The sequence below is a fragment of the Sphingomonas sp. BK345 genome (genome assembly GCF_014193845.1).
Taxonomy (GTDB): Bacteria; Pseudomonadota; Alphaproteobacteria; order Sphingomonadales; family Sphingomonadaceae; genus Sphingomonas.
Genome location: NZ_JACHZX010000001.1, coordinates 399,460 through 411,985, shown reverse-complemented (window position 1 = coordinate 411,985; position 12,526 = coordinate 399,460). Strand labels below are relative to the sequence as shown.

Annotated in this window: 12 protein-coding genes; 5 read left to right on the top strand and 7 right to left on the bottom strand. The window is 67.1% G+C overall.

Annotation, left to right across the window (positions count from 1 at the left end):
- Nucleotides 1–33 precede the first annotated feature (33 nt).
- From FHY03_RS01785 to FHY03_RS01775, 3 genes are all read left to right on the top strand, one after another.
- Entirely contained in the window at nucleotides 34–906 is an 873-nt protein-coding gene (locus FHY03_RS01785; RefSeq protein ID WP_183928381.1) for a DUF3034 family protein, read from the top strand.
- Between the two features lie 28 nt (nucleotides 907–934).
- Nucleotides 935–1,414: a group 1 truncated hemoglobin gene (locus FHY03_RS01780; RefSeq protein WP_183928379.1), complete on the top strand. Its 480-nt coding sequence runs from the start codon at nucleotides 935–937 to the stop codon at nucleotides 1,412–1,414.
- Between the two features lie 247 nt (nucleotides 1,415–1,661).
- Nucleotides 1,662–1,883, top strand: coding sequence for a hypothetical protein (locus tag FHY03_RS01775; protein ID WP_183928377.1), 222 nt, complete (start codon nucleotides 1,662–1,664; stop codon nucleotides 1,881–1,883).
- 54 nt (nucleotides 1,884–1,937) lie between these two features.
- On the opposite strand, the gene FHY03_RS01770 is transcribed toward FHY03_RS01775, so the two are convergent.
- Complete coding sequence (locus FHY03_RS01770) at nucleotides 1,938–4,100, bottom strand: bifunctional diguanylate cyclase/phosphodiesterase (RefSeq protein WP_260158612.1); 2,163 nt, start codon at nucleotides 4,098–4,100, stop codon at nucleotides 1,938–1,940.
- A gap of 625 nt (nucleotides 4,101–4,725) precedes the next feature.
- On the opposite strand from FHY03_RS01770, the gene FHY03_RS01765 reads away from it, so the two are divergent.
- Nucleotides 4,726–5,217 (top strand): MarR family winged helix-turn-helix transcriptional regulator, encoded by a 492-nt coding sequence (locus FHY03_RS01765; RefSeq protein ID WP_221189946.1) that lies wholly within the window; start codon nucleotides 4,726–4,728, stop codon nucleotides 5,215–5,217.
- Entirely contained in the window at nucleotides 5,214–6,077 is an 864-nt protein-coding gene (locus FHY03_RS01760) for an SDR family oxidoreductase (RefSeq protein ID WP_183928371.1), read from the top strand. The genes FHY03_RS01765 and FHY03_RS01760 overlap by 4 nt, the downstream gene beginning before the upstream one ends.
- A 300-nt stretch (nucleotides 6,078–6,377) precedes the next feature.
- Here the strand turns inward: FHY03_RS01760 and FHY03_RS01755 are convergent, their stop codons facing one another.
- The 6 genes from FHY03_RS01755 to FHY03_RS01730 are packed head-to-tail and all read right to left on the bottom strand — an operon-like array spanning nucleotide 6,378 to nucleotide 12,426.
- Nucleotides 6,378–7,352 (bottom strand): FAD:protein FMN transferase, encoded by a 975-nt coding sequence (locus tag FHY03_RS01755; protein WP_260158611.1) that lies wholly within the window; start codon nucleotides 7,350–7,352, stop codon nucleotides 6,378–6,380.
- Entirely contained in the window at nucleotides 7,352–8,197 is an 846-nt protein-coding gene (locus FHY03_RS01750; RefSeq protein WP_183928369.1) for a DUF4198 domain-containing protein, read from the bottom strand. The genes FHY03_RS01755 and FHY03_RS01750 overlap by 1 nt, the downstream gene beginning before the upstream one ends.
- Before the next feature lie 19 nt (nucleotides 8,198–8,216).
- Nucleotides 8,217–8,693, bottom strand: coding sequence for a DUF2271 domain-containing protein (locus FHY03_RS01745; protein WP_183928367.1), 477 nt, complete (start codon nucleotides 8,691–8,693; stop codon nucleotides 8,217–8,219).
- A 13-nt stretch (nucleotides 8,694–8,706) separates the two neighbouring features.
- On the bottom strand, nucleotides 8,707–9,342 hold the full coding sequence (locus FHY03_RS01740) for a PepSY-associated TM helix domain-containing protein (RefSeq protein ID WP_183928365.1): 636 nt from the start codon (nucleotides 9,340–9,342) through the stop codon (nucleotides 8,707–8,709).
- A complete protein-coding gene (locus FHY03_RS01735; RefSeq protein ID WP_183928363.1) occupies nucleotides 9,339–10,022 on the bottom strand; it encodes a Fe2+-dependent dioxygenase in 684 nt (227 codons plus the stop codon). The genes FHY03_RS01740 and FHY03_RS01735 overlap by 4 nt, the downstream gene beginning before the upstream one ends.
- 34 nt (nucleotides 10,023–10,056) lie before the next feature.
- Nucleotides 10,057–12,426 carry a TonB-dependent siderophore receptor gene (locus tag FHY03_RS01730; protein WP_183928361.1) on the bottom strand — a complete coding sequence of 790 codons (2,370 nt, stop codon included), beginning with the start codon at nucleotides 12,424–12,426 and terminating at the stop codon, nucleotides 10,057–10,059.
- Nucleotides 12,427–12,526 lie beyond the last annotated feature (100 nt).

Here is a 12,526-nt window from a genome sequence, read left to right as displayed (position 1 = left end):
GAGTACTTAACCACAATCTGCGATGCGGAACCTATGGTACCGCGCTCCATCTACTTCGTGCTTTTGGCATCGGTCGCCGCGGCAAGTCCGGCGGCCGCGCAACAGGGGGGAGGGGCTGGCAAGCTCCTTCTGACGAACGGGATCTCGACCGTGGAGGGCAGCTCCGGAGGCGGGCTTGCACCTTGGGCGGTGATTTCGGGGAACGAGACACGCGACGGCTTTGGCGCACAGGCAGCGGTCACCGTTGTCACGCTGCCCGACTACGACCTCAAGGCATTCTCGGTGGCAGTTGGCCTTCGGGATCGCCTGGAGCTTAGCTACGCGCGTCAGTCGTTCGACACAAACAAAGTTGGCGGAGCTCTTGGGCTCGGAGATAACTTCTCCTTCGACCAGGATGTGTGGGGGGCCAAGGTCAAGCTGGCAGGTGATACGGTCTTCGGTCCGACCTGGATGCCCGCCATCGCGCTTGGCGTTCAGTACAAGAAAAGTCTTGACCCGCTCGTGGCTCGAGCAGTCGGGGCGCACGAGCGCTCGGGTGCCGACCTCTATGTGACCGCCACGAAGCTTATTTTGAACTACTCGCTGCTAGTGAACACCACCATCCGGGCGACGAAGGCGAATCAGCTTGGGTTGCTCGGTTTCGGCGGGCCGAACGGGACACAAAGGCGTGTCGTTCCTGAGGCTTCGATTGGTTATCAGTTCAGCCGCCGCCTTGTTGTCGGCGCTGAATACCGGAGGAAGCCCAACAATCTCGCGTTTGCTCGCGAGGACGACGCGTGGGATATCTTTGCCGCCTACGGCATCGGCGGGCACCTTACTGCAACCATGGCCTTTGCCGATCTCGGCTCAATCGCCACAGTCGATGGTCAGCGCGGGTTGCTAGTCCAGCTTCAAGGTAGTTTCTGACGCTGTCTGTTCAATAGGAGACATCCCGATGATGGTCTTGCTGTCGATCCTTCTCGCAACTGCGCAGGTTGCAGCGCCGGCTCCGCAGGGCGAAGAGGCGGTCGCACCATATCGCGTCGACCCAACCAACGCCGGAGCCAAGCCATTCTCGGGCGACCGTATGGCGCGGCAATTTGGTGGTCAGCCCGGCATCCGTCGTATCGTCGACAGCTTTGTCACTTCGAACTTTGCTGACCCCCACATCGGCGAGATCTTCAAGAACCAGGATGCGGTAAGACTGCGTCGCGTGATTTTCGAGCAGTTCTGTTATATTCTAAATGCCGGTTGCACTTACACCGGAAGGGACATGCGGACGGCGCACACCAACATGGGCGTGCAGCAAGCCGACTTGAATCGGCTTGTCGAGAACCTGCAACGAGCCATGGCCACCGAGCGAGTGCCTTTCGCTGCGCAAAACCGGTTCTTGGCGAAGCTCGCTCCCATGCGAAGCGCAGTTGTGCAGCGGTGATTTGGCAATCATGTTTTTAGCTGGTGCGTTTAGCGCGTGGAAGCGAGCTAGGCTTGCCGTTGCGCGAGCGGATGGCAGGTTCTTTACAGAGGCGTCGACGATTAAGTCTTCGCCAGACATGCCGCGAGCCGAGGTCAGCCTCCTGGTGTGCAGCACCAATCATCGGTGCTACGATGCGAGGGCTTGACCGAGATAGAGGCAGCGTTTTTTAATCTAGATTAAAGTCGGCTCACGAACCGAGTGCGCTATGAACGACGAGAACTCGCTAGACTACTACCGCCGGAGGGAAGCAACGCATCGCAAGCGTGCGGCCGAGGCGCGCGATCCGAGCATCGCGAAAATGCACTCGGAACTTGCTGAGCGTTACGCTTCCCTGGTCGAGTCGCAGCAAGCGGTGGAGCGTGGGAGGGCTCCGCCGGTGGCGCGTGCATCGCTTCGCGACGGCGATCCAACGAAGACGGGCAAATAGTGGCATGTAGGAGCCGAGCTCAGCATAGATTTTGCGATCATCGTTGATAGCACGCTAGTGGGCGTCGCCGCTCTTTGAAGCCGTTGTGAGCAACGCTTCCGCCGCTCTGGCGGGCATCGGCCGGCCGAACAGATAGCCCTGTGCATGGCCACAGTTCTGCGCGAGCAGATAGGCCGCCTGCTCCGACGTCTCCACGCCTTCGGCGACCACCGCGATCCCGAGTTGGTTCGCCAAGCTCAGCACGGCGTTGACGATGGCAGCGTCGCCTGGATCCGTCAGGAGATCTGCGACGAAGCTGCGATCGATCTTGATGACGTCGACCGGAAATTCCCGCAGATGCTTGAGCGAGGCGTAGCCCGTGCCGAAGTCGTCGAGCGCGACGGTGACGCCGGCATCGTGGAACGCGGCCAGAGTGTCGCCCACGGTGTCGGCTCCGCGGCCGAGGAACACCGTTTCAGTAACCTCAAGCTCTAAAAGCTCGGCGGGCAAGTCATAGCGGCCAAGCTGCGCCATGATGCGGTCGAACAGATCGTCACGGCGAAACTCGGCAGGCGACAGGTTCAGCGCCACGCGCGTGAGCGGCAGGCCCGTGTCGCGCCAGCGCGCGAGATCGGCGCAGACCTGCTCGAGCATCCGCTCACCCAGCGAGATCGCCGCGGTGAGATCGTCGAACGCGGCCGCGATCGTTTCGGGCCCCTGAATGCCCAACGTGTCATGCCGCCAACGCAGGAGCGCCTCGAACCCCGACAGCGTGCCGTCGCTCAGTCTCACCTTGGGTTGGTAGAACGGTACAACGCGATCGTCGCGCGCGACCATCCGCGCGACCGAAAGCATCGACGTTCGGCGCTGCATGCTCGACCGCATCTCGGGTCGAAAGCGCGAGAGTTCTCCTCGCGCGCTCGCCTTGCCGGAATAAAGTGCGAGATCGGCCGTCTTGAGCAGATCACGCGCGCCGCGCCCATCCTGCGGGTAGAAGGCCAGTCCCGCCGTCGCCTGGCAGTCGAGCGTTATCGAGTCGGTCGCCACGGGCGCGCGCAGCGCGCGCAATGCGGCTTGCAGGCGTTCAACCGCAGGCTCCTGTGAGGCTGCCTCGAAGATCGCCGCGAACTCATCGCCGCCAAGGCGCGCGATCACAGCGTCATCCCCAAGGGCGGCGACGAGTCGCTCCGCGACGGTCCTGAGCAACAGGTCGCCGGCGTCGTGCCCGACGGTATCGTTGGTTTCCTTGAGATGGTCGACGTCGAACAGCGCGAGCGTGAGCACTGCCTTGGCCGATCGATCCGCGCGAGCGATGGCTCCATCGAGAAGGCCGTTGAAAGCGGCTCGATTGACCAGCCCGGTCAGCGGATCGTGCTCGGCCGCCCAATGCACTCGCTGCTCGGCGGTGAGTTGCTCGGTGACGTCGCGGACGGTGACGAGGACGCGCTCGATGCGCCCATTCGCCGACTTTACTCGCCAACCACTGGTCTGCATCCAGCGCAGCGCACCGTCGTTGGCGCGGTGAATGCGGACCGTCAGCTCGAAGCGAGGGTGAGCGTCGCCGTGGCTGATCGAGTCGACGAGCTGCTGCAGGATGGGCCGGTCTTCTGGAACGACCAAGGCGAGGGCGGTAGCAGGCTCTGCCGGCACCTCGGGAGGAAGACCGAGCATGGCACGAAACACGTCCGACCATAAACGTTTGCCGAGCAGGACGTCATAGTCCCAGATACCGATTCCTGCCGCCTCCGCGGCCAAGCGGAAGCGTTCCTCGCTAGCTTGCAGGGCCGCCTCAGCCCGTTTCCGATCGTCGATGTCTTCGAGCGTGCCGAACCAGCCGAGCACCGCGCCCGAGCGATTCACCCGTGGTGAGGCACATGAGCGGAACCAGCGATAGCCGCCGGGCGTGCGTAGACGATAGTCGACGTCGACCGCCGAGCTGGTCTCGAGCGCCAAACGCCAGGCGTGCAGAGTCGGCTCGACGTCGTCCGGATAAAGTGCGTGAAGCCAGCCGCTGTCCAGCGCCTCGGCGAGATCGATGCCGGTGACGTCGGTCCACCGGGCGCTGGCGGTCCGAATGGCGCCGCTCGCGTCCGCGCTCCAGCTGATGTGCCGAGCCATCTCGACACTGGTGCGGTAGTGATCTGCCTCTCGCTGAGCAGTGGCAAGCGCGTCCAGCAGAAACCCAGAAGCTGTAGAGGACCTCGAGGCGGGGACGTGCTTCACAGTTGACCGCTGCATTGAACCAGCTTTCCAGCCCTCTTTACCGTATTCAGCTCATCAGCGATCGATGCGTAGCGCCGAGGAAAGCCATACACAGCAACGCTTTAAGGCTGGTTAGCGCAAGGCAACCAAGCTGGAAAAACAAAGGAAGATCGTCAGACTTAGGTCTAGCGTGAGCTCGATCGGAGTGTCACCGACCTTGGGCATCGTGAACTAAGAGACCCGCATTTGTGCAATGAACCGAGGAGGTTCGCATCGGCTTAGGGCGCCGTGTTGAAACATGAACGAGCGGCTGGAGTTGAGAAGCGATCAGAACCTTCTGAGTGACTGCTTATGGGTCCGTCCGCTGGAGAGGGTAGGTAGCCGCAAGCGCCCAATACCGGACAAAATTGTCCGGCGCCGCACGTCAGCTCTCAGCACGAAGCCGGTCAAAGCCGAGGCAAGGTGCCCATCTCACGAGCGGCATCCCAGGACGGATTTGAGGCCTACTAGCCTTGCACAAGCCGCGCGGGCGCGCCGGCGTCGCCCCCGACCGGTTGTGTGACGTCCTGAATGTCAGCTTACGCGACCCGCGGAACCGAACGCCTATAGCTTCATTTGACAGGATGATGTCATATCGGAAGCGCGTTGTCGTATGTCGATTGTGAACAATGACGTGCGCGAGCTAGCGTTGGCGGTCTTCGCTGCCAATGGTCGGCTTGTCAGTGCCGGCAACGAGCTGGTCGCGCATCTCGGCCTGACCAGCGCCTGGTGGCAGGTGCTGGCGGCGCTGCGCTACTCGCCCATGCCGCTGCCTACCGCCTCGATTGCCCGTAACATGGGCCTGACGCGGCAAGCGGTGCAGCGCATTGTCGATGTGCTCGCGGCGCGAGGGCTGGTGGAGTTCCAGAGCAACCCTCACCACCAGCGCGCCAAGCTAGTCGTTCTCACGCCCGCCGGCCTGGAAGCAGTCGTCGAGGCGGAAAACGTGGTTGCGCCCCTCGACCAGGCCATCGCGGACCGGATCGGGAGCGAGCGCCTGCAAGCCGCGAACGCCACGCTGAACGAGATGATTGCCGTCATCACAGAGCGGCTCGATCGTGTCGAAGACGCATCGGCCTCTGTCTCCCACACCGATGAGGAAACCCTGTCATGATCTTGGTTCTAGGCGCCACCGGCGGCATCGGCGGCGAGGTCTGCCGGCAGCTCAAGCAAGCAGGCGCGCCGTTCCGCGGGATGGCCCGCAAGCAGGAGCAGATCGATCGCTTCCGCCACGATGGCGTGGACGCGGTGCTCGGCGACCTCGACCGACCCGGGACGTTGACGGCCGCAATGACCGGCATCGACACGCTGTTCCTCGTCACCGCGCCTGAGCCGCCCCAGGTCGCGCGGGAGACGGCGGCGATCGACGCGGCCAGGCTCGCAGGCGTCGGTCGGATCGTGAAGATCTCCGCGTCGGACTGTAACGTGCGGTCGAAAATTCCCTGGGCCAGAGCGCATGCGCTGATCGATCATCACCTGCGCGCTTCCGGCGTCGACTGGACCATCCTGATGCCGACGGCGTTCATGCAGAACTTCCTGTGGTTCACCAAACCGGTGGCTAAGGGCTATCTGCCGCTCGGTGCCGGCAAGGGGTCGGTGTCCTGGATCGACTCGCGCGACATTGCGCGGGTCGCCGCAACCGTGCTGACGCAAGACGGGCACAGCCGCGCGACCTATTTCCTGACCGGGCCGCAGACCTTCGACATGAAGGACGCTGCCGCGCAACTGTCGAAGGTGACGGAGCGCAACGTGCGCTACCTCGATCTGCCTGTGCCGGTGTTCCGCACGGTCCTGCGGCTGACTGGCAACTCACGTTGGATGGCCAATGGGCTCATCGCGCAGTTCAGCGACATGGTGGCAGGCCACCACGACATTGATCCGACCGGCGAAGTCGAACGCCTGACCGGCCAGCCCCCGAAGGACTTCGCGAGCTTCCTGCGCGATCACCGCGACGCATTCGCCAGAGCCGCCTGACCCGCCTGCTTTCCGTCCGGAACGGAACGATGTGCGGCTGAAGCTCTCGACCTATGATCGCCACGCCGCAATCGTCGGCCCGGGTGATCGAAAGTTCAAACGTGTGCTGCTGGCGACGCGAATGTTCGCTTTCCTGCCAGATTGAGCCAGTCAGACAGCTGCGCCGAGTGGCCGAATGCCTCGGACGCCGACATGAACAGATGACCGGAGTTCGGAGGCGGGCAGTGTGTCGGGAATGACCGCTTCTGGGTCTCGAGGGCCACCCAACGCTGATAACGCAGCCGTCCTTGAACGATGTCGTCAGCAATCCTCCGGCGTCAGCATCTCATTGAGTCGACGCGAGAGCAGTTCCTGATAGCCGTCGCTGGTCCTGACGATCAGCCGGATAGGATAGTCTAGCGTCATCACCTCTGCGGGCGCGGCGACGAGCGCGATCGTGGCGAGCGCGTCGGCCAGCGTTGCGGTAGGCGCGATCACGCTGGCTGAGACGGTGGCGTGCGCGGGCGGTAGCCCGGTGCGCGGGTCGATATTATGCGCGCCGCGGACGTAGGTTCCGGAGGTGGCCACCGCGAGCTGGTGCGCGGCCACCCGGATCGGCGGCACACACGCTACGGGTGACGCCTGGAGATCGACCCACCAGGGGTCGCCGTCAGGTCGCCAACCGCGACCGACGAGCTCGCCGCCAATCTCTACGAGACAGTGACGCAGGCCCAGCTCGCCCAGCAGATCGGCCACGGCGTCGACCGCATATCCCTTGGCGATGCCCGACAGGTCGAGCCGCACGCCCCCGGGCTGCCGAAGCCGTCGCCGCGGCGCGTCCCACTCCAGCCGGCGCCACCCGCCGCGCGCTAGCGCGTCCGCGATCTCCCGCGGCCTAGGCGGGATGCGAGCGCCGGCCGGGCCGAAGCCCCAGACGTCGACCAGCGCGCCGATCGCTGGATCGAAGGCGCCACCGCTCCGCTCCGCGAGCGCGAGCGCGAGGTCGACGACGCGCGCGAGGTCCGCGGGCAGCTCATGCCAGCTGTCGGCAGGCGCGTCGTTGAAACGCGACAGCGCGGAGCCGGGCTCCCAGTGGCTCATCTGGTCGACCAGCGCCGCGAGCCGAGCCGTGATCGCGGCCGCGGCGGCCCCCGGCGCGACCCGGCCGGCGTAGCGCACGCGCCACGTCGTTCCCATCGTCTCGCCCTCGATCAGTTCGATCCGCGCGGCGGGATCGTGCGACGCCAGCGCCGCCGGATCGATCGCCGGCGGCAGCGCGATCCGAGGCGGCGGCATCAGGGCGTCATCACCTCGAGCGTGGTGGTGTAGCTCATCCGCCGCTGCGTCGCGCGCGGCGCGGTCGCGCGCGCGTCGGTCAACGTCGCGTTGAGCCAGTACATGCCCGCGCCCGGCCAGTCGATCGCGAGCGTGCCGTCTGCCGCTGTGGTCAGCTCGCGCGCGCCCTCGGCGTCGCGGTAGCGCTTCCCGCCGGGCACCACGATCACCTTGAGCGCGGCGGCGGGTTGGCCGTCGACCAGGAAGCGGAAGCGCGCCGTCTCGCCCGCGACCAGTTCGTCGGGATGGGTGACATAGTCGATCTCGAGCCCCCTGCCGCTCGGCCGCAGCACGGCGCGGGTCGGCTCGCCGGCGGTGACGAAGATCTCGTTGCGCGCGGACACCTCGGTCAGGCGCACATCGGTCGCGTCGGCGGGAATGTCGGCGACCGTCAGCGGCGGCTGGCGCGGTCCTCCCGCGCTCGTCGGCGGGCCGCCGCGGCCGCCAACCCGCTTCTCCACGCCGCCGACCTTGAAGCTGCCCATCATTCCCGACATTTCACCGCCGATCTTCCAGGTGCCGGGCTTGTCGAGCCGGACGTCGAACACCGAGCGATAGCGACCGGTGGCGCCGTTCTGGAGTGCGCCTGGCGTGCCGTCAGGCTGCCAGATCCGCACGTTCTCCAGCCGGCCGGGCTGGTGGTCGGCGTAGAACAGGTCATTCGACACCGCGCTGTCGACCGTCACCCAGCCGTCGGTGCCGGAGAAGATCGTACCCGAGGGCAGCAGCCACATGCGATGCGCCGAGACGGCGGCCGGCAGCGCGAGCAGCGCCGCGGCGACGAGGAAGCGGGAACGTGCGATCATGGGAAGGCCTCCGGTCGGGTCAGCGGGCAGTGACGGTGACGGCGCCGAGCTCGTGGCTACCGCCAGCGCGCCCTGTGCCGGGGACCGTGAGCGGCACCTGGACCAGCTCGCGTCCGCCGGTCTCGCGCGCCGCCTCGACGTGCAGGACATAGGCGCCCGGGCGAACGTCGGCGGGCAGCGCGATGGTGTGGACGCCGGGCGGTCGCGTCGCGCCGCTGACGCCGTCGGCGGGGAGGTGCAGGCTGCGGCCGCCCTTGCGCCACCAGCCGCGCAGGTCGGCGAGCCACTTGGTGCCGGGCTCGGCGCCGCTCTTCTTGACGTCATACCAGAGCGCGAGCGTCCGCGCCGGCCCGCCAGCCGCGGGCTCGAGCCACACCGCGACGTAGGGGCGATGGTATTCGGCGACGGCGAGACGCGGCACGGTGACGCTGACGGTACCCGCCACGGCGGGGGTCGCCACGGTGCCGGCGACGAGCACGAGTAGGGAAGGGCGCATGGGCGGGGTCCTCTCAGTGGATCAGGAAGAGCGCGATCAGCGCCGGCGCGGCGAGGCCGAGCGCAACGAGCGGCCAGGTGGCGCGGCGATGGCGCGCGTGGAGGTGGAGGAGCAGCAGCCCGGTCAGCGTGAAGAGTACGCAGGCTGCCGCGAACAGGTCGATGAACCAGAACCAGGCGGCGCCGGCGTTGCGCCCCTTGTGCAGGTCGTTGAGGTAGGAGACCCAGCCGCGGTCGGTGATCTCCGCGGTAATCGACCCGGTCGAGCGATCGACGCTGACCCAGGCGTCGCCGCCGGGGCGCGGCAGCGCGACATAGACCTCGCCGTCGGACCATTCGGCGGGGCGCGCGGTCGGGTCGACGCCGACCGCGCGCGCGACCGCCTCGGCGACCGCGAGCGGCAGCGGCGCGTCTCTGGCGTGCGCACCGGCGAGCTGGTGGCGCAGTGGCGCGGGCAGCACCGCGGCGCGCTCGGTCACCGCGGGCGTGGCGGCGATGCTGGCGGCGTGGTTGAGCGTGATCCCGGTGAGCGCGAACAGCAGCATCGCCACCAGCGAGACCGCCGCGCTGACCCAGTGCCATGTGTGGAGCTGCTTTAGCCACCAGGAGCGCCAGCGTCTCGCGGCCGGCTTGCGCCCCGCGACGCTCACGCGTCGGCCCAGCGGCGCAGCAGGTTGTGGTAGACGCCGGTGAGCTGCACCACCGCGCCGTCGCCGTGACCGCGGTCGGTCGCGACCGCCTGGATCGCGCGATCGAGCTCGAACAGCGTGCGGCGCTCGCCGTCGTCGCGCACCATCGACTGGAGCCAGAAGAAGCTCGCCACGCGCTCGCCGCGCGTGACCGGGGTGACGCGGTGCAGGCTGGACGCGGGATAGAGCACGAGGTGCCCCGCCGGCAGCTTGACCGACTGCGGCCCGAACTGGTCCTCGATCACCAGCTCGCCGCCGTCATAGCCGTCCGGATCCTCGAGGAAGAGAGTCGCCGACAGGTCGGAGCGGAGGCGGAAGTCGGTCCCGCGCTTCATCCGGATCGCGTTGTCGACGTGGAGGCCGAAGTCCTCGCCACCCCCGTAGCGGTTGAACAGCGGCGGGAAGACCTTGAGCGGCAGCGCCGCCGCGACGAACAGCGGCGTGCGCCCGAGCGCATCGAGGATCATCCCGCCGGCTTCACGCGCGGCGCTCGAGTCCTCGGGCAGCTGGCGGTTGCGCTTGGCGAGCGCCGACTGCGGACCCGAGGTGACGTTGCCGTCGACCCACTCGCCGGCGTCGATGATCGCGCGGACGCGCACGAGCGCGGCGGCGTCGAGCACGTTGGGGATGGCGATCAGCATGCGCGTGCTCCGTCCGGGTCCGTTACCGCGCGGCTCAAAAGTTGTAGAAGAGGCTGAGCACCGCCGAGCGCGCGTCGCCCGGCACCGCCCAGCCGTTGTTGCGCACGCCCGTGTAATAGCGCTCGTTGCCGACGTTCTGGACGTTGAGCTGCGCGGTCAGCCCGCCCGCGAAGGTGTAGGCGAGATAGGCGCGGTGGATTAGGTAGTCGTCCACCAGCGGCTGTGCCGGCGCTGCGAGCGACGCGGCGGCGATGGCGAAGCCGCCCTGGTAGGTCAGGCCGTAGCCGAGCTCGAGCCCGAACGGGAGGCGGTAGGTGGTGAACAGGCTGCCCGAGTGTTCGGGCGTCTGCGTCAGCCGGCTGCCGCGCTGCGGGTCTGGCACCGCGGACGAGTTGCCGCATGCCACGCTCGGCGCGGCGAGGCAGCGGTCCGACACCGACTGGCGGATCGTGCCGTCGAGGTAGGTGTAATTGGCGAAGATCGTCCATGCCGGCGTGATCGCGCCCGATGCGCCCAGCGCGACCCCGTCGACGCGGCTGCGACCGTCGAGCACCTGTGTCGACGAAGGCAGCGCGGGGTCGACCGAGGGGACGCGATAGTTGGTGCGCTCGTTGCGGAACACCGCGGCGGTGAGCTCGAGCCGCCCGAACACGCTGGCCTTGACACCGGCCTCGTAGTTGCGCGCGGTCTCGGGCGCGACCTGGCAGGGGTCGTAGGTGACGGCGGCACCGTCGATCACCTGCACCACCGGCGCGCCACAGCCGAGCCTCACCGTCGTGGAGGAGGGCGTCTTGGCGTTGCCGTAGCTGGCATAGACGCTGACCTTCCGCACCGGGTGCAGCACCACGCCGCCGCGATAGGAGAAGAGCCGCTCGCGGCTCTGCTGCGACCGCTGGGCCAGTTCGGTCACCTGCGTCGCGCCGGGCGGCACGACCGCCAGCGGCAGGTTGCGGAAGGTCGCATGCTGCGACTCCCAGCGCACGCCGCCGTTCAGCTCGACGAAGCGGCCGAGCTCGAGCGTGTCGAAGGCGTAGACGGCGAGGTTGCGCGTCTCGCCGCGCGCCTGCGCGGTGACGGTGCGGTGAAGCGGCCCGCGCCACGTCGTGTCCGGGTTCGCGATCGACAGCACTGGCAGCGGCGTCACCGCCGAACCGTCGGGATTGCGCAACAGCGAGGCGGTCGTGATCGCGTAATCCTCGATCGCGCCCGAGAAACCGAGGTTGAGCGTGTTGCGGATGCCGCCCTCGGCACCCGTCACGACACGCAGGTCGGTCTGGTTATAGAGTAGCTGCGCTTCCTGATCGCGGACCAGTCCGCGCGGCCCCGACGGTCGCCACTCGCCGGGCGCGAGGCCGGCGGGGCAGGCGGCGCCGGTCGGCTGGAGCGCGACCCCGGCGAGGCAGAAGGTACCCTGCGGCGCGCTGGTGACGCCGTTCTGCACGACGTGCTGCCAGCGCGTCAGGTTGCGCACCGACACCGCCTCGCTGACCGCGTGGCGGAAGGTGGCGGTCGCGCGGTCGAGCACTTGGTCCTGCCTGTCGAGGTTGACGATGCCGTAATAGGCCGAGCGGTCCGCACCGGGCAGCAGGCCGCTCGACAGAGCGGTACGGAAGAAGGGCACGCCGTAGTAAGGCGTGTTGTCGTCCTCCTGGTGGACATAGGCGAGCGTCAGGCTGGTCGGCCCGTCGATCCCGATCGTCACCGCGGGCGCCACGCCCCAGCGTTCGAACTTCTCGACGTCGCGCCCGGGCACGTCGTTGCGGTGATAGGCGGCGTTGAGCCGCACCGCGACGTCGTCGCCGACGCGCTTGTTGGCGTCGATCGCGGCGCGGTAATAATCGTCGGTGCCGATCGAGCCTTGCACGACGGTGAGATCGCGCGGCGTCGGCACCTTCGACACCAGGTTGATCGTGCCGCCGACCGAGCCCGAGCCGTTGAAGACGCTGTTGGCGCCGTTGTAGACCTCGATCTGCTGGAGGTTAAACGGGTCGGTGCGGCTGTACTGGCCGCTGTCGCGCACGCCGTCGACGGTGATGTCGTTGGTGGCGGAATAACCGCGCAGGATGATGTTGTCGCCGTAGCCGCCGCCACCCTCGCCGGCCCCGAAGGTGATGCCGGGGATCGTCTGCAGCGCGTCGCGGAGCGTCTGGAGATTCTGCTTGCGGATCGTCTGGTCGTTGAGGACGGTGACGGTCTGCGGCAGGTCGATCAGCGCCGAGGTCGACTTCGGGCTCTCTAGCTTCGCCGGTTCAGCCGGAGCCCCGTTGACGATGATGTCGTCGCGTCCGTCGGTGCGATCCTGCGCCGCGATCGCCGTGGGCGTGCCGGGATCCGCCGCGGCAGGCGCGGAAGCGATGAACCCGACGCACGAGAGCGCCAGGAAGGTCGGTCCATTTTTCAACATTGTAGCCCCCTGTTACCGAAGCGATATTGCGACCGATTTGCAGAGTCAAGGCTAATGAGAATCGTTTGCGTAGTTGAGTGCGGGGCTTCAAGGCGAATGG